Consider the following 20,943-nt stretch of genomic DNA (forward strand, 5'->3'; position numbering starts at 1 on the left):
TGGTGCGCACGGCCGGGCAGGACCGGCCGTGCGCACCGGTGGGCTATCCGACGCTGACCCGGACGTCGTCCACCGCGGCCTCCACGAGGGACCCGGTGGAGGCGTCGGTGGTCTCCACGAGCAGGCGCACGCCACGCCCGGCGTAGGCCGCCAGGTCGACCGCCGCCGCCTGCCACCGACCCGGCACCGCGAGCGAGCTCTGACCCAGCCGCTCGAACACGGTGGTGGCCGTCGAGCCCTCCAGGACCTTCACCCGCAGGTAGTCGGAGGTCGAGGAGTTGTCGCCGTGCGCGAAGTTGTAGGTGAACGTCAGCTTCGCGCCGGTCGGCACGGTGAACGTCGGGGAGGCGGTGGAGGTCTTCCCGCCGTCCACGTCGTTCGCGCCGTCGGACGCCCCGGCCAGGCGGCCGGTGACCAGGCAGTGCACGCCGCTGGTGGTGTCGCCCAGCTGCTTGACCTGGCCGTTGCCCGGTTCGACGGTCTGCTCGGGGTCGCCGCGCTCCCACTTGCCGGTCGTGGCCGTGTCGTTGGCCTGCGGGTTGGTCTGCCAGCCCCGGTCGGTCTCGAAGTCGTCGAAGAACGCGTCGCCGCCGGTGCTCGACACGCTCACCGTGACCTGCGCGGTGTGGCTGACCGTGCCCGAGGTGCCGGTGATGGTGGCGGTGGCGCTGCCGTTGGGCGCGGACGTCGAGGCGGACAGCGTCAGGGTCGCCGACGCCGAGCCGTTCGCGGGCGGGGTGACCGAGGACGGGCTGATCGTCCCGGTGACACCCGAGGGCAGGCCGGAGACGCTCAGCGAGGTCGCCGCCGAGAACCCGGCCGTGCTGCCCACGTCCACCGCCACCGAGGCGGAACCGCCGGGCTTGAGCGCCACCGACGACGGGGTCGCCGCGACGGTGAAGTCCGGGGCGGTGGCGGCCTTCTTGCACTGGCCGGACACCGTGTCGGTGTAGGTGCGGCCGGCCACCGGCACGAAGTCGTGGCGGTAGCCCGACGCGGACAGCGTCAGCTTGCCCACGCCGAAGGTGCTGGCGTTGCCCGCTTCCTGGGTGCCGGCCGAGGACTGGTTGAAGTTGTAGAAGCCCCGACCGCCGGTGCCGATCAGCAGTTGGCGCACGCCGTTGACGGTGTCCTTGGTGCCGTCCGGGCGCGAGGGGGCGAACCGCTGGTAGTTGTGGTCGTGACCGACGACCACCAGGTCGGCCTTGGCGTCGTAGAGCGCCTGGAAGAACGGCGTCACCGACGTGTCGTCGCCGTGGTCGCCGCGGCTGAACCGCGGGTGGTGCCAGAACGCGGCGGTGCACGGCTTGGTGTTGGCCGCCAGGTCGTTCTTCAGCCACGTCACCTGGGTGGAGGTGCTGGTGCGGCTGATGTTGGAGTTGAGCGCGATGAAGTGCCAGTCGCCGACGTCGAAGCTGTAGTAGCCCTTGCCGCGCTCGCCGGCACGCGTGCCGAAGTAGTCGAAGTAGCCCGCGGCGCCGGAGGTGTTGTACTCGTGGTTGCCCGGCGACGGGTAGGTGATGGCCTTGAACTGGCCGTAGTAGGGGTCGTAGTTGTTCCGGTACTCGGTGAGGGTGCCCGAGCTGTAGGCGTTGTCCCCGGCCAGGATCAGCGCCTGCGGGTTCATGTTCTTGACCACGGGCGCGGTCTGGTTGCAGGACGTGCCGCACACGTCCCCCACGGCCGCGACCGTCGAGGTGGCCAGCGCCAGCGACTGGGTGCCCGCTTGGTAGGAGTCGACCGCGAACCGGCTGCCCGGGTCGGTCAGGTTGGGCGCGACGCGGACGCAGTCGCCTTCGAAGGCGCGGGTGTGGAACGCCTTGCCGGGCCAGTGCGCGGCGGTGAGGGTGAAGGTGCCACCGGTCGAGCCGGTGAGCGTCACGGAGTCGTTGCCACGCAAGGACAACTGCGTGACCCGCAACCGCAGCCACTTCGCGTCGGGCGCGCACACCTGTTGGGCGGTCGCGACCCGGGTGGCCCCACCGGAGGCGGTGACCTCGGCGCGGGCGGCGGTGACACCGGGTTCGGGCAGCTGCGGGACCTGGTCGGCGATCTCGGGAGGCGCGGCCGGCGCTGCGTGGCCGGTGGCCGCCGGCTGGGCGGCCACCAGGACGGCGCCGACCAAGAGGGTGGACGTCGCCGCGGCAACCGCCGACCTGCGCCATCGGGGTCGTTGTATGACTGAGCGCATGCGGATTCCTCTAGGGGCAGGGAGTACAATTCCAAGAAATCGCGAAACCTTTTCCGGAAAGTGCCAGGGTTCGGAAAAAGGCCGCAGTCGACCGCGCCACCGGCTCGCCGAACGGCGGCTCCCCGAGACGGTGTGCGGTGTCCACCCAGGGCACTGCGGAGTGGCCCAGGGTGTCGTGCGTCCGTTCAGTTGTCACGGCTCTCGCCGCGGGTTTTCACCTCCTGCGAGGGGGATGCTTTCGACCTTAACCGCAGGTGAAGGGCCGTCAACGACGATCTGTCCAGGAGGTTGGATAACTCTGGACGCCCAGTCTGCGAGGTGGGAACGTTCCCGGCCGTGGGTGCTTGATCGACCCAGACCGAAGGCAGCAATGTTCGGAACCGTTGCAGGAAATTCCGTGCGAACCGTCCAGGGGGTACGCTGCGCGGCGGCAGCAATTCCCTGGACGCCTCCCTGCGGCGTTGACGGATGGAGCCGTGATGACGACGACCGTGCCCGCGGATTTCAGTGCCGCGTTGAGGGCCTCGATCCAGCGCAGCGGGCTGAGCCTGAACCAGATCAGCCGGCGGCTGCGGGAAGCGGGCACGCCGGTCAGCATCAGTGCGTTGAGCTACTGGCAGAACGGCGAGAACCGGCCGGAGCGGGCCAGTTCGCTGGCGGCGGTGGCCGCCCTGGAGGAGATCCTGGGTCGGCCGCCGCGCACGTTGACCGCGCTGCTGGGACCGCGTCGCCCGCGCGGGCGGTGGACCAACCGGGATGGCCCGGTCGTCACCTACGACCAGGTGTGGCACCGGCCCGAGTCGGTGGCTCGGGCGCTGGCGAAGGTGGACGCGACGCCGGACGACCTCAAGTCGCCGCACCGGCTCTCGCAGTACGTGTCCTACCGGGTGGACGGGCGCGGGCACGAGGAGAGCATGGTGGTGCGCCGGCTCATCCGGGCCGACCGCGACGACACCACGCGGTTCGTGTTCGTCACCCGCTGCTCGTCGCTGACCCACCCGCCGACCGTCATCCACACCGAGGGCTGCCGGCCGTCCCGGTTCCGCGCGGACGTGCCGTCCTCGACGTGCGTGTTCGAGTTCCTGCTCGACCGGCCGCTGGCGGCGGGCGAGCTGGCGTTCGTGGAGTTCGGGGTGCGCTTCCCGCCGGGGCAGACCGACCGGCACGCGCAGATCGCGATCTACCGGCCGGCGCGGGACCTGGTGCTCCAGATCGCCTTCGACCCCGACCACCCGCCCCGCACGTGCAACGGCTACTTCCAGCCGCGCAGCGGGTTGCCGCTGGAGAAGCGGGACGAGGTGAGCTTCAACCCGGCGACCGGCACGTACCAGTTCATCACGCTGGACCCGGAGCCGGGACAGTACGGCATCCAGTGGTGCTGGCGCTGACCTACTCGTACGGGCGCTGGGGTTCGGGGACGCTCTTGAAGGACTCGACCTTCAGGAACGGTATCCGCTCGTCGTTCACACCATCCACAATGGACCCATCGCGGTAGGTGCCGACGACCTCGACCCACGTGTCGGGCGCGGCCGGCACCGACCCGTCCAGCACGACCTTGACCGGTCGGCCGTCGGCGGCGCAGCACGTGAGGATCATGCGCACCAGCAGGTTCTCGCCGTTCGGCCCGCGTGCGGTGAACCCGGTGAGGACGACTCTGCGCCCCCGCAAGGAACGTCCCCCGTCGAACACCGCGCGGGAGGCGTAGTCGAGGACGGTGACCTTGACCGGGTCACCCTCCGGCAGCGGCGGGTACTCGTCGGAACGCACCAGCGCGGTCCCGGAGTTGCCCGCCGCGTAACTGCCCAACGGCTGGGGCGCCACCAGCAGCAACGCCAGCACCGGCAGGGTCAGCAGCCACGCCACGCGGGGTTGCCGGTGCCGGTTGGTGACGGCCAAGACCAGCACCAGCACCCCGGACAACACCAGGAACGGCCACAGCCCGGCCTTGACGTACCGCAGGTACTGGCCGGTCAGGCACACCTTCACCACCGCCGCGCCCAGCAGCAGCAACACCACGCTCGACGCGGTCCGGTTCACCCGAACACCGCCCCCACCGCCACCGCGCTCGCGACCGCCACCACGAACGTCGCCGGCGCGAACCGCACCGCGAACCGCCGCCCGAACGTGCCCACCTGCATCGCGAACAGCTTGAGGTCCACCATCGGCCCGACGACCAGGAACGCCAGCCGGGCCGTGGTGGAGAACTGGGTCAGGGAGGCGGCGACGAACGCGTCCGCCTCCGAGCAGATCGACAGCAGGACGGCCAGGAACGCCAGCGCCAGCACGCTCAACCACGGGTTGTCGGCGAGCGCCTGCAACCACCGGCCGGGCACCAGGACGTTGATCGTCGCCGCCGCCATGCCACCGATGACGAGGAAACCGCCCGCGTGCACCAGGTCGTGCCCGGCGGCGCCGAAGAACGCACGCCACTTGGTGTCCCCGTGGACGTGCTCGGGCAGCCTGATCCAGTCGATGCGGCCCAGCCGCAACCACAGCCACCCCATCACGACCGACGCGAGCAGGCTCGCGATCGCCCTGGCCGTCACCATCCCGGGGTCGCCCGGGAAGGCGATGGCGGTGGCGGCCAGGACGACCGGGTTGACGGCCGGCGCGGCGAGCAGGAACGCCAGCGCCGCAGCAGGCGTGATCCCCTTGCGCAGCAACGCGCCGGCCACCGGCACCGAGCCGCACTCGCAGCCCGGGAGCACCATCCCGCCGGCGGCGGCGACCGGCACCGCCAGCACCGGCCGCCGCGGCAAGGCCCTCGCGAAGAACTCCTTCGGCACGAACACCGCGATCGCCGCCGACAGCGCCACGCCGAAGACCAGGAACGGCGTCGCCTGCAACACGATCGACACGAACACCGTGGTCCACGTCTGCACCACCGGGGCTTGGAGAAGCTCCTCCAGCGGCGCTCTCAGGAACAGAACGAGGACCAGGAAGCCCGCCAGCAGTTCGACCGACCCGAGCCGTGTGGTGCGAACTGCCGGTGCGGTCGCCATGCGCCGACAGTAGGCCTCCCCTCAACCCGCTTGGAACGCCGTGATCTGGAGAAACTCTGAACGCCGGCTACCTCGGCAGATACGCCCGGTGCGCCTTGGAGAACTCGAAGTTGTTGTGGCGGTCCCAGTTCACCGACCACGTCATCAACCCGCGCAGCCCCGCGTAGGTCGCCTTCGGCTTGTACGTCCCGCAGTTGCTGCCCTTCATCAAGCAGTCCAACGCCTTGTGCGTCTCGGCCACGGACGTGAACCCGTTGCCCGCGTTGATGCTCGCCGGCAGCCCGATCGCCACCTGCTCCGGTCGCAACCCCGGGAAGAACTTCGTCGCGTCCCCGCGCACCGGGAACCCGGCCAGCACCATGTCCGCCATCGACACGTGGAAGTCGTGGCCGCCCATGAAGTGGTACTGGTTGTCCAGGCCCATGATCGGGCCGGAGTTGTAGTGCTGGACGTGCAGCAGGGTCAGGTCGTCGCGCATGGCGTGGATCACCGGCAGGTACGCGCCCGCCCGCGGGTCCGCGCCGCTGCCGCCGCCGTAGTGCTGGTAGCCGACCTGGACGAAGAACGTCTCCGGGGCCATCGTCAGGACGAACTTGGCTCCGTAGCGCGCCTTCAGCGTCTTCAACGCGGAGATGAGGTTGACGATCACCGGCGTGGTGGGGGTGCGGAAGTCGGTGTCGCCGGAGTTCAGCGACAGCGAGTGGCCCTCGAAGTCGATGTCGAGGCCGTCCAGGCCGTACTTGTCGATGATCGCGCTCGCGCTGCGGACGAACGCGTCCCGGGCGGCCGTGGTGGTCAGCTGGACCTGGCCGTTCGCGCCGCCGATCGAGATCAGCACCTTGCGGCCCTGGGCCTGCTTCTCGCGGATGGCCGCGATGAACTCGGCCTCCGGTTCGACGTTCGGGCACTCGGCCACCGGGCACTGCTGGAAGCGCAGCTCGCCGGAGGTCGCGGAGGTGGGTTCGGCGAACGACAGGTTGATGATGTCCCACTCCGGGGAGACGTCCTTCATCCGGATGTAGCCGGAGCCGTTGGCGAAGCTGGCGTGCAGGTAGCCGACCAGGACTCGGCGGGGCAGGCCGGTCTGCGGCGGAGTGGTGGTGGTCGTCGTCGTTGTTGTCGTGGTGGTGGTGGTGGTCGTCGTCGTGGTCGTCGTGGGTGAGCCGGCGCAGGAAGCGCCGTTGATCTTGCAGTTGGCCGGTGCCGCGGTGCCGGAGGCGTTGAAACCGAAGGTCACGGTGGCGCCGGGGGCCACGGTGCCGTTGTACTCGCGGTTGGTGAAGGTGTGGTGGCCGGCGGCGTTGGTCTGGAGGGCGTCCCAGTACGCGCCGACCGTGGTGCCCGCCGGCAGGTCGAACTCGACCTTCCAGCTCGTGATGGCCGTGCTGGTCTCGTTCTTGATCGAGAACTGGCCGGTGTAGCCGGTCTCCCACGCCGAGGTCTTGGCGAAGGTCGCCGTCACGGACGCGGCGTAGGCCGGGGCGAAGCTCACCACGACCGCGCCGAGCACCAGGGCGCACACCGCCGCCACCCGGGCGAACAGGACTCTGCGGGACATCGTCGGTTCCTCCTCGGTGGCGGCCTGAGGTGGTGAAATTGGACTAGACCACGCGGTCACTGTCAACACCCGATCGGCCACCCTGCGCGACCGCCCGAATTTCGCCACGCTGGAGCCGTTCGACAAGTAACTTTCACAACGTGCAGCCACCGTGGAGAGCCGCCCCGCGCGCCGCGCTGTCGAGCCCGCTGACCCTGCTGGTCAGCGTGATCACCGCGCTGCTGCTCAGCTTCGTCGTGTCCGCCGCCGTCCTGCACTACTCGGCCTCCGGCAGCGCCGCGCTGTCCTACCACTACAAGCGGGACCGGCTGTGCACCGAGTCGCTGCACCCGTCGCTGGAGTTCACCCTCTCGGCCGCGCAGGTCACGCCCGCGCTCGACGACGTGCGGGCCACCGCCCAAGGTCGCCCGATCCTGCCCGCGACCTACACCCGCGAAGCCGTCACGGACTTCGGCGGCAAGCCGACCTTCGCCAAGTTCGGCTACCGACCGGGCGCGACGGACCACCTCAAGGTCCTTGAAGGCGGCTCCAAGGACGGCCTGTGGGTGCCGCAGAGCATCGCCCGCACCACGGACCTCCAACTCGGCAAACGCGGCATGGGCGGCGCGTTGCCGCCGGTCACCGCGATCTACGCCGACTTGCACGACCCCTTACCGCCCTACTGGTGCTCGGAGCGGCAGTTCGTCATACCGAACGTCCTCAGCCGCAACGACCAGCTCACCTCCGTGGTGTGGCTGCCCAGCGCGGAGGCGTTCGCGGCGCTGCCCCCGCAGCTGACCGAGGACGTCGACGTGACGGTCCGCTTCCCGACCGAGGTGCCGCGCACGGTCGACGAGGCCGAACGGCTGATGGCGGCCGGCACCGCGTTGATCGCCCCTTACGACCAGGACGGCGTGCGGGTCGTGACACCGCTGGTGCTGCCGATCGAGAACGCCCGGGAGACCGCCCGCAACGTCCGGTCGGCGATCCTGCCGCTCACGCTGATCAGCCTGCTCATCGGCCTGGCGGGCGTGGCGACGGTGACCGCGCAGTGGTCCCAGCGGCGGCACGCCGAGCTGCGGCTGCTGTGGGTGCGCGGATCGGGTCCGGCGGCGCTGGGCGGGCGCGCGGTGCTCGAACTCGGGTTGCCGCTGGTCGTCGGCGGCGCGCTGGGGCTGGGCGTGGGGTGGTTGCTGCTGCCGGTCTACGCGCCGTCCACCGCCCTGCCGTCCGGGACGCTGCCCCGCGCCGTGCTGGCCGTGGTCGCGGTGGTCGTGTCGAGCCTGGTGGTGACGTGGGCGGCGGCGGCGTTCCGGGCGCACCGGTCGTTCCAGGCGGCGACGTCGGGCACGCGGCTGCGGCGGGTGCTGACGGCCCTGCCGTGGGAGTTGGCGACCGGCGCGCTGGCGGTGTGGGCGTGGGACCGGGTGCAGAACTCCGGGCTGGCCACCCCGCTCAAGATCGGCGGGCTGCCGCGCATCGACGCGGCGGCGCTGGCGTTCCCGCTGCTGGTGGTGCTGACCACGGCGCTGCTCGCGGCCCGGCTGGCGCGGTGGGCGCTGCGCGCGTCGCACCGGGCCTCGCTGTGGTCCAAGCCCGCCGCGCAGCTGGCGATCCGCCGCCTGGCCGCCGCCGCGGGACCGGTCACCGGGGTGCTGCTGGTGGGTGTGCTGGCCATCGGCACGATCGCGGTCGGCACGAGCATCGCCGGGTCGCAGAAGACCGCGCTGGACGTGAAGTCGGGCATGTTCGCCGGGGCGGAGACCAGCGCGCAGATCTCGCCGGACGTCGTGCTGCCCGAGGCGCTCCGGGCCAACTCCACCATCGTGGGCGAGAGCAAGGTCAACGACCGCGCCGCGCTCGTGGTGGACCCGGAGACGTTCGCGCGCGGCGCGTACCGGCACGACGTGGACCCGGCGCTGCTGACCCAGCCGCTGCGCGTGGGTGACGCGCCCCGCCGCGAGATCACGTTGCCCGGCCTGCCGCCGCTCAACCCCACCGCCCACGTGCCGTCGTTCCCGAAGCTGGGCACGTCGGGCTGGGTGGTGCCGCGGTCTCACGTGAAGGACCTCGACGACGTCCCCTCCTGGTACGTGTGGTCGTCGCTGCCGCTGGAGGAACTGACGGCGGTGTTGGCGGACAACGGGATCACCGCGCGCAACGTCTTCGAGAGGTCCAAGGCGACCTCGGGGCTGCCGTTCCTGACGATCCAGTGGACCTTCGGGTTCGTCACGGCCATCGGGGCGGTGCTGGCGGTCGTGGCGGCCATCGCCCTGCTGCTGGCGATCGAGGTGCGGCGGCGGCAGAACGCGGTGTCCGGGGCGTTCAGCACCCGGATGGGGCTGCGGCCCTCGGCGCTGCTCGGTAGCCACCTGCTGGAACTGGGCGCGCTGGCGCTGGTCGCGGTGGCCGTCGGGTTGGCCGCGAGCGCGGTGAGCAGCGGGTTCGCCGTGCCGAAGCTCGACCCGGCGCCGCGCATGACGCCCGCGCCGGAGGTGCCGGACGTGGGTCCGCTGCTGGCGTCCACGGTGGCCGGGAGCGCGCTGGTGGTGCTGGTGGCGGCGTGGATCGCGGTGCGCGCGGTCCGGTCGGCGAGGATCGGGGAGCTGATTCGTGGCTGAGGTGGTGTTGCGGCTGTCGGAGGTCGGCGTGACCTACCGGACGCCCGCCGGGTCGGTGACGGCGGTATCGGACGTGTCGCTGGACGTACCAGCCGCCGGGATCACCGTGCTGGCCGGTCCGTCCGGGTCGGGCAAGTCCACCCTGTTGCGGGTGCTCAGCCTGGTCGAACGACCGACGCTGGGCGCGGTCGAGCTGCGCGGGAGGGGCACCACCCGGCTGTCCTCGCGGGCGCGGCGGGCGTTGCGGCGCACGGAGATCGCCCTGGTGTTCCAGCACCCCGGCGACAACCTGATCGGGCACCTGGACGTCGGGGACAACCTACGTGCCGCCGCTCAGGCCGCCGGGCGCTCCTGCGCGGTGGCCGAGCTGCTCGACCAGTTGGGACTGCCCGGCACAGCCGCGTGGAAGGTGTCGGCGCTGTCGGGCGGTCAGCAGCAGCGGCTGGCGTTCGGCTGCGCGGTGGCGCGGGGCGCGGCCGTGGTGCTGGCCGACGAGCCGACGTCCCAGCTCGACGCGGCCTCGGCGGACCTGGTCCTGGACACCCTGCGGGACCTGGCCGGGCGCGGTGTGCCCGTGGTGGTGGCCTCCCACGACCCGCGGCTGATCGCGTTGGCCGACACCCGGTACGACCTGCGGAACGGAGCGTTGGCGGCATGACGGCGTTGCGCGCGGTGGGTGTCCAGCGGTCGTTCGAGCACGCGGGCGGGCCGGTGCACGTGCTGCGCGGCGTGGACCTGGAGGTGGCGGCCGGCGAGCTGGTCACCCTGTCGGGACCGTCCGGGTCGGGCAAGAGCGCCCTGTTGACCGTGCTGGCCGGGTTCGACCGCCCCGACGAGGGCACTGTCGAGCTGTGCGGGCAGGTGCTGACCGGGCCGCCGACCTGGGCGGTGTGCGCGCTGCTCCCCCAGGGCCTGGGGCTGGCCGGCGAGCTGACGCTGGCCGAGAACGTGGCGCTGCCCGTGCGGCTGGGGTCCGGCGGCGACGTCTCGCGCGTCGCCGAGCTGCTGGACGAGCTGGGCATCGGCGAGCTGGGCGACCGCTACCCCACCGAGGTCTCGTTCGGGCAGCAGCAGCGGGCCGCGCTGGCCCGAGCCGTGATCGCCGCGCCGCGCGTGCTGCTGGCCGACGAGCCCACGGCCCACCTGGACGACGTGAGCGCGCCGATCGCCGTGCGGGTGCTGCGCCGCGCCGCCGACGCCGGGTCGGCCGTGCTCATCGCCACCCACCACGACGAGGTCCACCGCGCCGCGGACCGGACCGTGGTCCTCTCCGGAGGACGGGTTTCCGCCGGGTAGGCGGGTGTCCGTCGGGGTGGGCCGTCGCTCGGGGGGGACGGGTGTCCACGGGGTGGGCCGCCCGGGTGGGCGATTTTTTCGTAGGATGGTCCGCGATGGTCCGCCGACTTGCCGCTCTGCTCCTGGTGCTGCCGCTGGTGGCCCTGCTCGTGCTGGTCGCGGACGGCCCGCTGCCGCCGTGGGTCGGCCCCGGTCGCGACGCGCCGACCGCCGCCGTGGCCCTGGGCGACAGCACGATGTCCGGCGAGGGCGCGGGCACCTACGAACCCGGCACCGACGGCGAGGGCGGCAACTGGTGCCACCGCTCGTTGAAGGCGTCCATCCACCGGGCGAAGCTGCCGGTGGACAAGGTGTTCAACCTGGCGTGCTCGGGCGCCAACGCCGAACAGGTCGGGCTGACCGACCAGGTGCGCAACACCGAGGGGTCGCAGGCCCGGCAACTGGAGCGCATCGCCCGCGAGTACCGGGTGACCACCGTGGTGGTCGCGGTGGGCGCGAACGACGACCCGCGCTTCGCCGACGTGCTCAACACGTGCCTCCAGGCGTGGTTCCAGCGGCGCACGGACTGCTCGACGGCACTGAAGGAGGACTGGCAGGGGCGCGTGGAGCGGATGGTGCCCAAGGTGCAGCGGGCGCTGGGCGACATCCGGCGGGTCCTGCGCGAGTCCGGCTACACGCCCCAGTCCTACACACTGGTCCTCCAGTCCTACGCGGCCCCGGTGACGCCGGACCTGCCGTTCGACTTGCAGAACCTGGCCGGCTGTCCACTTCGGACCGCCGACCTGCGCTGGGTCCGGGACACGGCGGTGGGTGAGCTGTCCTCGGCCCTGCGACGGGCGGCGGTGGGCGCGGGCGCGCGGTTCCTGGACCTGTCGAAGGCCGGGCTGAAGCACGAGGCCTGCGCGGGCGGGAAGAACCCGGACACCGAGTGGTTCACCCGGTTGACGGTGGACTTCGAGGGATTGCGCGACGAGGCCCGCGCCCGGCACGCACTCCAGGAGTCCTTCCACCCCAACGCCCGCGGGCACGCCCAGATCGCCCGGTGCCTGACGGAGTTCCTGGGGACGTCGGAGCGGACGGCGTCGTGCGTGGCCGACCAGGAGGGCAACCTGTCCCCCATGCCGGACCGCGACTGACTGGGTCAGATGCCCATGATGTCGTGGCGGGTCCAGAAGGTCGTGCAGGCGGCCAGGTAGGCGGCGGCGCGGTCGACGGTCCAGCCGTGGGCGGCGCGCAGGCCTTCCTTGAGCATCCTCAGGTACCGGGCGGAGGGCGCGGTGTGCTCGACGTCCTCGGACCGCCAGGGGGCCGTGAAGGTGAGGGCCGGGTGGCCGTCGTGGTCGCCGAGGTGGAGCAGGGTTTCGTAGCGGCCGGGGCCGAGGGTGTGGCGGCCGGTGGTGAGGACGGGGCGCAGGTCCAGGTCCTGGCCCGGTGGGCGGTACATCTCCTGGGCGACGACGTCCGCGAACTGGTGTTCGGTGATCAGGTAGGCGCGGCCGGCGGTGGTGCGCGGGAGGTGCGGGTCGTAGAAGGCCCTGCCGCCGCCCCAGATCGGTGACTCGGTGGCGAAGTACACGCCACCGGGAATCGTCACCGGTCGGATGGACGGAGGTGGCGTGGGGTCGCGGCACAGGGCCAGGTAGCGGGAGAAGCGGTCCAGGTGCATGTTCGAGCCGTAGCTGACGTACCAGACCGGGGTCATGGGAGGATCTTGGCCGTGGCGCGGAAGCTGAGCTACTCGGACGCGGTGAAGCTGCTCGGTGCCAAGGAGCACCCGATCGTTGCGGCATTGGACCGGATCGTGGGGGGTGCGCTGCTCGGCGGTGTGGCGTTGGGGGTGAATGAACTCCTCGGGTGGTTCGACGCCAAGGTCGATTTCATCCGGTTGAGTCATGAGCTGTTGGTGAAGGCGGCGGAGAAGCGCAGCGGCCTGAGCCGGTACTCGCGCACCGAACGCCTGCACGCGGCACACGCGGTCATGGTCGTGGTGGCGTTCTTCGAGGCGGCCAAGGAGATCCCGTTCGACCTGAAGCACCTCGAGATCACCCGCGCCGACCAAGGCGAACTACTTGGCATGCACGGCCTGTTCGACGGCGACCTGCCGTTGCCCACTGCGGACCAGCCGTTGGAGATTGCGCTCGTCAGCTTGAATCACCGTTACATGGTCGCTGCGCATGACCTACTGAGCACGGTTGGCGCGAGTGCCGCGTGGGACAGACTGAACGAGACTGAGCAGGCACGGCTCAGTGTCGCGGTGATGCGCATCCCGCAGGTCGCGGTGGACAAGTACCGGGACATGCTGCTTCAGTCGGCGGCTGACTACCCGGAAATCCGGTTCTGGTTCCAGGTCGAAGACGCCAAAGCGACGCGTGCGGCCCTGGAGCGCTTGGAGAGCGACCTCGCCATCCTGCGTGTCGGCCGCGATCCTGACGCCCGGCGCGCCGATCTTGCACGCAGGTACCGCGCTGTACTCGACCGGCCGATCGTGGACGCGCACGACGCGCCGCCCGGATTGCGCATCCCCACCCTCCGCGAGGCCTACATCGACCCCTGCTTCCAGGTCGCAGTCGGTGTGGGGGAACCGTCTGTGGCGGCGTTGTGGGCGCAGATTCCGGTTCGTCAGGACTTGTACCGGTTTCTGATCGGGCACCTCACCTCGCTGGTGGCCACATCCGAACCGCTGGTTGTGCTCGGTGATCCCGGTGCGGGCAAGTCGATGCTCACCAAGGTGTTGGCGGCGCGGTTGCCGGCCAGTGACTTCCTCACCGTGCGGGTCGAGCTGCGCAGCACTCCGGCCGAGGCGGATCTGTTGGAGCAGATCGAGCACGGGTTGCGAGCGGCCGTGCAGGAGAACCTCGGGTGGGCCGAGCTGGGGCGAGCGGCCGGGGATGCGTTGCCGGTGGTGTTGTTGGACGGCTTGGACGAGTTGTTGCAGGCCACCGGGGTCAGCCAGTCGCGTTATCTGCTTCGGATCGCCCAGTTCCAGCAAGATCGGGCCGACGCCGGGTATCCGGTGGCGGTCGTGGTTACCAGCCGGATCAGTGTCATGGGTGGGATCTCGGTGCCGCTCGAAGCGCCGGTGCTGCGGCTGGTGCCGTTCACCGATGAGCAGGTCGCGCAGTGGCTGGAGGTGTGGGATCGGACCAACGCCGGGTACTTCGGGGCGCGAGGGCCGTTGGAGGCCGAAATCGTGCTGCGGTACAAGGAACTGGCCACCCAGCCGTTGCTGTTGTTGATGCTCGCGCTCTACGACGCGGTGGACGACGGGTTGCGGCAGGAGCGCAGCGCGTTGAGCGAGGCCGAGTTGTACGAGCGGATCCTGACCGGGTTCGCCCGTCGTGAGGTGGAGAAGGCCGACGCGGACAGGTCCGAGGCCGACCGGGACGAGGACGTCGAGGCCGAGCTGGAACGGTTGTCCGTGGTGGCGTTCGCGATGTTCAACCGGGGGACGCAGTGGGTGTCCGAAGTGGACGTCACTGCGGATTTCGCCGCATTGCTCGATGTCGAGCCGTCGGGGCGGCCTACCGGTGCGCGGACGCCGTTGAGTCCTGGTGAGGCGGCGCTGGGGCGGTTCTTCTTCGTGCAGCGCGCGGAGGCCGTGCGGGATCAGAAGACCTTGCGCACGTACGAGTTCCTGCACGCGACCTTTGGGGAGTACCTGGTCGCGCGGTTCACCTGGCGGGTGTTGGGGGACGTCCGGCGCGCGGAGGAGGCGCGGCCACGGCGGGCGGCGGCGGTGCCGGTGGACGACAGTGATCTGTACGCGTTGTTGTCGTTCACGCCGTTGACTTCTCGGGGTCCGGTGTTGGGGTTCCTCGCGGGCATGGCGGATGGCGATGAGGATCGGGAAGCGCTTTCCGGGGTGGTGCAGCGGCTGTTCGAGGGCATGTCACGGCCGCATGTGCGTGGGCGCGGTGATTACGCGCCGGTCGAGAGGACGGTGCCGGCGCGGGAAGCCGTGTACGGGCTGAACCTGGTGCTGCTGTACGGGATCGCGCGCGGGCCGTTCGACGTGCGGGACCTGGGGGTGCGGGACTGGCCCCGGCTGACGGCGTTCTGGAAGTCGCAACTGCCCGACGGCGAGTGGCGGACGTTGGTGGAGTCGGTCCCGGTGCGGTGGGTCGAGGGGCCGTCGGTGGAGTTGTTCGGGTGGTCGTTGCCCGTCACGGACCCGTTGCCGGCGGTGGTGGCGGACCAGGCGGCGGCGTTGCGGGACGAGACGTGGGAGTTGCACTTCACGGCCGACCCGGTCGGCAACGCGTTCCGGTTCCCGGTGCAGCACCTGGCCGAGACCACGTCGGTGCACCGGTTGCGGGCGATTGTGGACCTGGCGCTGCCCAGCCCCACGGCGGCCGTGCGGGAGGTGCGGCACCTGCGGTGGGCGCCGGTCGAACCGCTGGTGGTCAGGCACCAGTTCCGCACGCCACCGCCGTTGGGACCGGAGACGTTGCGGGTGCTGGCGTCCGGGCCGATCGGGCGGGAGGCGGCGTTCTGGGCGCGGGTGTGCGAGGCGATCGGGCGCGGCGGGCCGGACCGGGAGCTGGTCGCGCTCGTGGGTGAGCACTGGGACTCGGCGGCCGTGCCGAACCTGGCGGCGGTGGCCGTGGTGGACGCGTGGCTGAGGTTGCACGAGAGCGGGTTCGAGTTCGGCCCGGAGTGGGGTGTGGCGCGGGTGCTCGCCGAGGTCGACGTGGAGACCGTGGCGGCGCTGCGGCCGGACCTCGGCAAGCGGATCGGTCACGCCATGCGGGAGCTGGGGCTGGACGCGGACGCGGTGTGGCCGCACGACAGGGTCAGGACCGCGCAGCCCGCCACTCGTCCTCCAGGATCGCGTAGATGAACTCCTCGCCCCACTCGCCCTTGAAGACCTCGTTGTGCCGGAAGTGGGCTTCACGGCGCATGCCCAGGCGTTCCATGACGTGCCACGACTTGTCGTTGAACGCGTCGCAGGAGGCGACGATGCGGTGCAGGCCCAGGTTGTCGAAACCGAGGTCCAGCATGGCTTTCGACGCTTCGGTGGCGAAGCCGCGGCCGTGGTGGTCGGGGTGGAAGATGTAGCCGATCTCGCCCTGCCGGTGGGCCTCGCTGAGGTACTTGAGGACCGTTTCCCCGATGACCCGGCCGTCATATACGACCGCTAGGGAGAGGTGGTCGCCTTCCTTCTCCGGCCAGGTGACCGACATCTTGAGCTTGAGGTTGTCGGTCGTCTCCTCGGGGGTGCGGGGTTCGCCGTAGAGGTAGCGCACGACGTCCGGCCGGGACTGGTAGGCGTGCAGGTCGGCGTGGTCGTCGGGGGTGAAGGGGCGCAGGAGGAGGCGTTCGGTGCGGATCGGGTAGTCGGGCTTGGTCATGTCGATCAATCTATGGGGAACCCGGCCGTCGGGGCGGCCGGGTTTCGCTCACAGCTCACCCAGTGCGGTGATCGGGTTCTCGACGCAGTCCGCGACGAACCGCAGGAAACCGCCCGCCGTGCCGCCGTCGCACACCCGGTGGTCGAAGGCGAGGGTCAACTGGGCGACCTTGCGGACTTGCAGTTGACCGTCCACGGCCCACGGCCGGTCGATGATGCGGCCGATGCCCAGGATCGCGGCCTCGGGGTGGTTGATGATCGCGGCCGAGCCGTCGACGCCGAACACGCCGTAGTTGTTGACCGTGAAGGTGCCGCCGGTGAGGGCGGCCGGGGGGATGCGGCCTTCGCGGGCTCGGGTGGCGAGGTCGGTGATGGCTTGGGCGAGGGCGTTGGTGGTGAGGGTGTGGGCGTCCTTGACGACCGGGACGACCAGGCCGCGGTCGGTTTGGGCGGCGAAGCCGAGGTGGACCTGGTCGAGGACGGCGATCTCGTCTTGTTCGACGCGGGAGTTGAGTTCGGGGAACTTGCGCAGGCCGAGGATGGTGAAGCGGGCCAGCAGGGCGAGGAGGGACGCGTTGGGGAGCGCGGCGCGGGCGGCGAGGAGGCCGGTCGCGTCCACGTCTACCCAGACGGTCGCTTCGGGGATCTCGCGGCGGGAGGTGGCGAGCTTCTCCGCCACCGCGCCACGGAGGCCGCGCAACGGGATCCGCCGGGCGACCGTGGTGATACCGGCGGTGGTGCCTGCTGTGGCGGCGGTGGTGGTGGTACCGGCCGTGGTGGTGGCGGGCTGGGCTGGCGCGGGGGCGGTCGCGGCTGGGGCGGCGGTCGTGGCGGCTAGTTCGCGTTCTACGTCGGCTCGGCGGATGACGCCGCCCGGGCCGGTGCCTCGGATCGCGGTGAGGGACAGGCCGTGCTCGCGCGCCAACTGCCGGACGATCGGGGAGATCACCGCCGGTGCCAGGCCGGTCGAGGCGGTGGGATTTGTGGTGAGGGCGGCCTCCGGCCCCCGGTCACCATTGTCCCGTGGGGGTACGACAGTGTTGGGCGTGGCGCTGTCCGAGGAAATTCCAGGCGTGCGGCGGGAGCGGCGGGTGCGGCGGGTGGGTTCTGAGGTGCCGTAGCCGATGAGGACGTTGCCGCTGTACTCCGAGGAGACCTCGCCGACCGTCAGCAGGACCGACCCCACCGCCAGCTTCTCGCCCTCCTCGCCGTGCCGCGCCGTGACCACGCCCGCGTACGGGCAGGGCACCTCGACCACGGCCTTGGCCGTCTCCACCTCGACCACCGGCTGGTCGATGCTGACGGTGTCCCCCACCGCCACCAGCCAGTTCACGATCTCGCCCTCCGTCAGACCCTCGCCCAGATCGGGCAAGCGGAAGTCAGGCACCGCGCACCTCCACGACCTCGTCGTCCCACTGCAACCGGGCGATGGTGTCCAGGATGCGGTCCACGTTCGGCAGGTGGTGTTCCTCCAGCTTCGGCGGCGGGTACGGGATGTCCCAGCCGGTCACGCGCAGGACGGGGGCGTGCAGGTGGTGGAAGCAGCGTTCGGTCACGCGGGCCGCCACCTCCGCGCCGTAGCCGCCGAAGCCCGACGCCTCGTGCACGACGACCGCGCGGCCCGTGCGCCGGACGGACGCGCACACGGTCTCGTCGTCGAAGGGCGCGAGTGAGCGCAGGTCCACGACCTCGACGTCCCAGCCCTCTTCCGTCGCGGCCTCGGCGGTCTCCAGCGCCGTGGCGACCATCGGGCCGTACGCGATCAGGGTGACGTCGCGGCCGGGGCGGCGGATCAGGGCCCGGTCCATCGGCAGCGCGCCCTCGAAGGTCACCTCGCCCTTGGACCAGTAGCGGCGCTTGGGTTCGAGGAAGATCACCGGGTCGGGTGAGGCGATGGCGTCGCGCAGGAGGCGGTAGGCGTCGTCGGGGGTGCCGGGGGTGACGACGGTCAGGCCCGGGGTGTGCGTGTAGTACGCCTCGGACGAGTCGCAGTGGTGTTCCACGCCGCCGATGCCGCCGCCGTACGGCACGCGGATCACCACGGGCAGCCCGACCCGGCCGCGGGTGCGGTTGCGGAGCTTGGCCAGGTGGCTGGTGATCTGCTCGAACGCCGGGTAGGCGAAGGCGTCGAACTGCATCTCCACGACCGGGCGCAGGCCGTTCATGGCCATGCCGATCGCGGTGCCGACGATGCCGGACTCGGCCAGCGGCGTGTCGAACACGCGCGACGAGCCGAAGCGGGCCTCCAGGCCGTCGGTCACGCGGAAGACGCCGCCGAGCGCGCCGACGTCCTCGCCGAACACCAGCACGGTCGGGTCCTCGGCCAGGGCGTCGGCCATCGCGCGGTTGAGCGCGGCGGCCATCGACAGAGCCGTCGGCTGGGCAGTCGTCTGGGCCGTCGACTGGGCGGTCATGCCAGTTCCTCCGCCAGGAGCGCGGCCTGCTCGCGCAGGTGTCGGGTGGGGGTCGCGTAGACGTGCTCGAACAGCGACATCGGGTCGTGCTCGTGGTCGGTGTTGAGCGCGGAGCGGACGCCGGCGGCGAACTCCTCCGCCTCGGCGGCCACGGCGGCGCGGCGCTCGGGCGTCAGCAGGCCGCGTGCGGTCAGGTAGGCCTCGATGCGGTCCACCGGGTCGCGGTCCAGCCACGCGGCGACCTCGTCGGAGGTGCGGTAGCGGGTGGCGTCGTCGGCGTTGGTGTGGGCCTCGATGCGGTAGGTCAGGGCCTCGATCAGGGTCGGGCCACCGGCCTCCAGGGCCTCCTTGACCACGGCGTAGACGGCGGCGACGTCGTTGCCGTCGACCAGCACGGACGGCACGCCGTAGCCGATGCCCTTGTGCGCCAACGAAGGCGCGGCGTTCTGCTTGGACATGGGCACGCTGATGGCGTAGCCGTTGTTCTGCACGAGGAAGACGACCGGGGCCTTCCACACGCCGGCGAAGTTCAGCGCCTCGTGCGTGTCGCCCTCGCTGGTGGCGCCGTCGCCGACGAGCACGAGCGCGGCGGTGTCCTCGCCCTTGAGCCGAGCGGCGTGCGCGAAGCCGACCGCGTGCAGGGTGTTGGTGGCCAGCGGGGTGCACTGCGGGCCGACGCGGTGCTCGTACGGGTCATAGCCCAGGTGCCAGCCGCCCTGGAGGAGGGTGAGGGTCTCGGCGGGGTCCACTCCCCTGGTCACCAGGGCCACGCAGTCGCGGTAGGTGGGGAACAGCCAGTCCTGCTCGCGCAACGCCAGCACGGACCCGACCTCGCACGCCTCCTGCCCGCGCGACGACGGGTACACCGCCAGCCGGCCCTGCTTGGTCAGCGCGGTGGCCTGGGTGTCGAAGCGGCGGCCGACGACCATGCGGCGGTGCAGCTCCAGCAGAACGTCGTCGTCGGGCATCGCCAGCGGCGAGTCCTCGACCGGCGAGCCGTCCTTGCGCAACAGCGAGAGCGGTTCCGCCGTGGGCAGCAGTTCCCTTGTGGGGACCATGAGCTCCTCCGACCCTTCATCCGACGAGTGGGGGCATGGTCCGCGTCACACCGGCCAATGTTCCAGATCTGAGCTCCAGATCCGGACGAATGGCCGCGCAGAGGGGTTACAGTGCGCCACATGACGCCAGGCCCTGGACATTCGGCACCGCTCGACGCGACCGACCGCCGCATCGTCGAGGCCCTGCGCGCGGACGGCCGGCTGTCGATGCGGGCGTTGGCCGAGAAGCTGCACATCTCGCGGGCCAGCGCGTACTCACGGGTCGAACGGCTGCACCGGGACGGCGTGATCACCGGGTACACGGCGGTGGTGGACCCGGAGCGGTACGGGTTCGGGATCTCGGCGTACGTGTACCTGAAGATCAGCCAGCACTCGTGGAAGGCGGTGCGGCAGCGGGTGCTGGAGATCCCGGAGGTCTGGCACGGCGCGCTGGTGTCCGGCGACTACGACCTGGTGCTGCTGGTCCGCGCGCCGGACGCGCACAGCCTGCGTGACCTGGTGCTCTCGCGGTTGCAGACCATGCCGGACGTGACCTCCAGCCACACCGTGCTCATCCTCGACGAACTGCCCACCGACGGCCACCAGCCCAAGCTCTAGCCGGCCTCCACGATGCGCCACTGCGGGCCGTTGACCCAGGTCGCCTCGATGCGGGAGCGGTGGTCGGGACCGACGAACTCGACGACCACCGCGTCGGCGGGCTGTTCGACGGTGGCCGCGAAGCCCTGGCGCGGGGTGGCGGAGATCGGTTCGATCTCGCTCGCGGAGAAGCGGATCGCGGCGACCCCGCCTTGCAGGCGGAAGCTGCGCAGGTAGACCGGTTCGCCGTTCTGCTCGCTCCACGTGCCGTTCTCGGGCGGCAGAGGCGGCGGGGTGGTCGTCGGGACGGTCGTGGTGGTGGTCGTGACCGTGGTCGTCGTGGTGGTGGGCGGAACGGTGGTGGTCGTGGTGGTCGGGACCGCGCTGGACTGCTGGGTGGGGCCGGCGACCAGCCTCGGGCGTTCGGGGACACCGGCGTCCAGCACGAAGCGGATGCCCAGCCAGGACAGGGCGACCGCGACGGCGGTGGACGCCATCCACGCCGCGAAGTACTGGAGGCCCCGGGTCACGGCCGCCATCCTGCCGGCGATCACCCCCTAAGACGAGTAATGCGCAGGTCGGGACGGTAGAGGCGCAGAGCACGCTCTTCGCCCCTGCACAGCCCTTCGCCCCCGCACAGCCCTTCGCGCCCGCAGGGCGTGCGCCTTTCGAAGTAGCTCGCGCAGCAGACCGCCTAACTTGGGCTTCCCCCCGTCATCCTTGGCGGCCTGCCTGCCGGCGAGGCTCTTTTCAAGCTTTTCAAGATCTTTAAGAGTGACGCTTCGCTCTCAAGCTGAATGCGCTGACGCGCTCTCAAGATGAAAAGCGGCGCTCGCCGCGCGGCAGGCCCCCGGGGGGAAGGGCGTCGGTTTCTTTCCCCGTCCGGCCTGCCGGAGGC

General features: G+C 71.1%; 17 protein-coding genes. 7 read left to right on the forward strand and 10 right to left on the reverse strand.

Annotated features, from left to right (window positions below; all coding sequences use genetic code 11):
- Positions 1-43 precede the first annotated feature (43 nt).
- The gene (locus WBN91_RS20020) at positions 44-2,191 is read right to left on the reverse strand and encodes a metallophosphoesterase (protein WP_337728160.1); all 2,148 of its coding nucleotides are present in this window, start codon (positions 2,189-2,191) and stop codon (positions 44-46) included.
- 479 nt (positions 2,192-2,670) lie between these two features.
- On the opposite strand from WBN91_RS20020, the gene WBN91_RS20025 reads away from it, so the two are divergent.
- Entirely contained in the window at positions 2,671-3,579 is a 909-nt protein-coding gene (locus tag WBN91_RS20025) for an XRE family transcriptional regulator (RefSeq protein WP_337728161.1), read from the forward strand.
- 1 nt (position 3,580) lies between these two features.
- Here the strand turns inward: WBN91_RS20025 and WBN91_RS20030 are convergent, their stop codons facing one another.
- The 3 genes from WBN91_RS20030 to WBN91_RS20040 all read right to left on the reverse strand — a co-directional run bounded on the left by WBN91_RS20030 (position 3,581) and on the right by WBN91_RS20040 (position 6,751).
- Positions 3,581-4,228 (reverse strand): TIGR03943 family putative permease subunit, encoded by a 648-nt coding sequence (locus WBN91_RS20030; protein ID WP_337728162.1) that lies wholly within the window; start codon positions 4,226-4,228, stop codon positions 3,581-3,583.
- Positions 4,225-5,193 carry a permease gene (locus WBN91_RS20035; RefSeq protein WP_337728163.1) on the reverse strand — a complete coding sequence of 323 codons (969 nt, stop codon included), beginning with the start codon at positions 5,191-5,193 and terminating at the stop codon, positions 4,225-4,227. Before WBN91_RS20035 ends, WBN91_RS20030 begins: the two co-directional genes overlap by 4 nt.
- A 67-nt stretch (positions 5,194-5,260) precedes the next feature.
- Positions 5,261-6,751, reverse strand: coding sequence for a chitinase (locus WBN91_RS20040; RefSeq protein WP_337728164.1), 1,491 nt, complete (start codon positions 6,749-6,751; stop codon positions 5,261-5,263).
- Positions 6,752-6,891: 140 nt separating this feature from the next.
- Between WBN91_RS20040 and WBN91_RS20045 the strand changes: the two genes are divergently transcribed.
- The 4 genes from WBN91_RS20045 to WBN91_RS20060 all read left to right on the forward strand — a co-directional run bounded on the left by WBN91_RS20045 (position 6,892) and on the right by WBN91_RS20060 (position 11,783).
- Positions 6,892-9,351 (forward strand): FtsX-like permease family protein, encoded by a 2,460-nt coding sequence (locus tag WBN91_RS20045; RefSeq protein WP_337728165.1) that lies wholly within the window; start codon positions 6,892-6,894, stop codon positions 9,349-9,351.
- Positions 9,344-10,009, forward strand: coding sequence for an ABC transporter ATP-binding protein (locus WBN91_RS20050; RefSeq protein ID WP_337728166.1), 666 nt, complete (start codon positions 9,344-9,346; stop codon positions 10,007-10,009). The genes WBN91_RS20045 and WBN91_RS20050 overlap by 8 nt, the downstream gene beginning before the upstream one ends.
- Positions 10,006-10,647, forward strand: coding sequence for an ABC transporter ATP-binding protein (locus tag WBN91_RS20055; protein WP_337728167.1), 642 nt, complete (start codon positions 10,006-10,008; stop codon positions 10,645-10,647). Before WBN91_RS20050 ends, WBN91_RS20055 begins: the two co-directional genes overlap by 4 nt.
- A 95-nt stretch (positions 10,648-10,742) precedes the next feature.
- Complete coding sequence (locus tag WBN91_RS20060; protein WP_337728168.1) at positions 10,743-11,783, forward strand: GDSL-type esterase/lipase family protein; 1,041 nt, start codon at positions 10,743-10,745, stop codon at positions 11,781-11,783.
- Between the two features lie 5 nt (positions 11,784-11,788).
- Here the strand turns inward: WBN91_RS20060 and WBN91_RS20065 are convergent, their stop codons facing one another.
- A complete protein-coding gene (locus WBN91_RS20065) occupies positions 11,789-12,349 on the reverse strand; it encodes a histone deacetylase (RefSeq protein ID WP_337728169.1) in 561 nt (186 codons plus the stop codon).
- A gap of 15 nt (positions 12,350-12,364) precedes the next feature.
- Between WBN91_RS20065 and WBN91_RS20070 the strand changes: the two genes are divergently transcribed.
- Positions 12,365-15,487 (forward strand): NACHT domain-containing protein, encoded by a 3,123-nt coding sequence (locus tag WBN91_RS20070; protein WP_337728170.1) that lies wholly within the window; start codon positions 12,365-12,367, stop codon positions 15,485-15,487.
- Here the strand turns inward: WBN91_RS20070 and WBN91_RS20075 are convergent.
- From WBN91_RS20075 to WBN91_RS20090, 4 genes are read right to left on the reverse strand one after another with little or no spacing between them, the layout of a single operon-like run.
- The gene (locus tag WBN91_RS20075) at positions 15,441-15,998 is read right to left on the reverse strand and encodes a GNAT family N-acetyltransferase (protein WP_337728171.1); all 558 of its coding nucleotides are present in this window, start codon (positions 15,996-15,998) and stop codon (positions 15,441-15,443) included. The genes WBN91_RS20070 and WBN91_RS20075 overlap by 47 nt on opposite strands.
- A 48-nt stretch (positions 15,999-16,046) precedes the next feature.
- Positions 16,047-17,384, reverse strand: a complete 1,338-nt coding sequence (locus WBN91_RS20080) for a dihydrolipoamide acetyltransferase family protein (RefSeq protein ID WP_337728172.1) — start codon at positions 17,382-17,384, stop codon at positions 16,047-16,049.
- Complete coding sequence (locus tag WBN91_RS20085) at positions 17,377-18,411, reverse strand: alpha-ketoacid dehydrogenase subunit beta (RefSeq protein WP_337728173.1); 1,035 nt, start codon at positions 18,409-18,411, stop codon at positions 17,377-17,379. The genes WBN91_RS20080 and WBN91_RS20085 overlap by 8 nt, the downstream gene beginning before the upstream one ends.
- The gene (locus WBN91_RS20090) at positions 18,408-19,469 is read right to left on the reverse strand and encodes a thiamine pyrophosphate-dependent dehydrogenase E1 component subunit alpha (RefSeq protein WP_337728174.1); all 1,062 of its coding nucleotides are present in this window, start codon (positions 19,467-19,469) and stop codon (positions 18,408-18,410) included. Before WBN91_RS20090 ends, WBN91_RS20085 begins: the two co-directional genes overlap by 4 nt.
- Before the next feature lie 120 nt (positions 19,470-19,589).
- Between WBN91_RS20090 and WBN91_RS20095 the strand changes: the two genes are divergently transcribed.
- Positions 19,590-20,066 (forward strand): Lrp/AsnC family transcriptional regulator, encoded by a 477-nt coding sequence (locus WBN91_RS20095; RefSeq protein ID WP_337728175.1) that lies wholly within the window; start codon positions 19,590-19,592, stop codon positions 20,064-20,066.
- Here the strand turns inward: WBN91_RS20095 and WBN91_RS20100 are convergent.
- Positions 20,063-20,575 carry a hypothetical protein gene (locus tag WBN91_RS20100; RefSeq protein ID WP_337728176.1) on the reverse strand — a complete coding sequence of 171 codons (513 nt, stop codon included), beginning with the start codon at positions 20,573-20,575 and terminating at the stop codon, positions 20,063-20,065. The genes WBN91_RS20095 and WBN91_RS20100 overlap by 4 nt on opposite strands.
- Between the last annotated feature and the right edge of the window lie 368 nt (positions 20,576-20,943).

Origin of the sequence: Saccharothrix sp. CCNWYY140 (genome assembly GCF_037401995.1) — a bacterium.
GTDB lineage: Bacteria > Actinomycetota > Actinomycetes > Mycobacteriales > Pseudonocardiaceae > Actinosynnema.

What these genes read in the sequence shown, in the direction of transcription:
- WBN91_RS20020 (WP_337728160.1), bottom strand. Translation starts at nt 2,191, where the DNA reads ATGCGCTCAGTCATACAACGACCCCGATGGCGCAGGTCGGCGGTTGCC.
- WBN91_RS20025 (WP_337728161.1), top strand. Translation starts at nt 2,671, where the DNA reads ATGACGACGACCGTGCCCGCGGATTTCAGTGCCGCGTTGAGGGCCTCG.
- WBN91_RS20035 (WP_337728163.1), bottom strand. Translation starts at nt 5,193, where the DNA reads ATGGCGACCGCACCGGCAGTTCGCACCACACGGCTCGGGTCGGTCGAA.
- WBN91_RS20040 (WP_337728164.1), bottom strand. Translation starts at nt 6,751, where the DNA reads ATGTCCCGCAGAGTCCTGTTCGCCCGGGTGGCGGCGGTGTGCGCCCTG.
- WBN91_RS20055 (WP_337728167.1), top strand. Translation starts at nt 10,006, where the DNA reads ATGACGGCGTTGCGCGCGGTGGGTGTCCAGCGGTCGTTCGAGCACGCG.
- WBN91_RS20060 (WP_337728168.1), top strand. Translation starts at nt 10,743, where the DNA reads ATGGTCCGCCGACTTGCCGCTCTGCTCCTGGTGCTGCCGCTGGTGGCC.
- WBN91_RS20065 (WP_337728169.1), bottom strand. Translation starts at nt 12,349, where the DNA reads ATGACCCCGGTCTGGTACGTCAGCTACGGCTCGAACATGCACCTGGAC.
- WBN91_RS20075 (WP_337728171.1), bottom strand. Translation starts at nt 15,998, where the DNA reads ATGACCAAGCCCGACTACCCGATCCGCACCGAACGCCTCCTCCTGCGC.
- WBN91_RS20085 (WP_337728173.1), bottom strand. Translation starts at nt 18,411, where the DNA reads ATGACCGCCCAGTCGACGGCCCAGACGACTGCCCAGCCGACGGCTCTG.
- WBN91_RS20090 (WP_337728174.1), bottom strand. Translation starts at nt 19,469, where the DNA reads ATGGTCCCCACAAGGGAACTGCTGCCCACGGCGGAACCGCTCTCGCTG.
- WBN91_RS20095 (WP_337728175.1), top strand. Translation starts at nt 19,590, where the DNA reads ATGACGCCAGGCCCTGGACATTCGGCACCGCTCGACGCGACCGACCGC.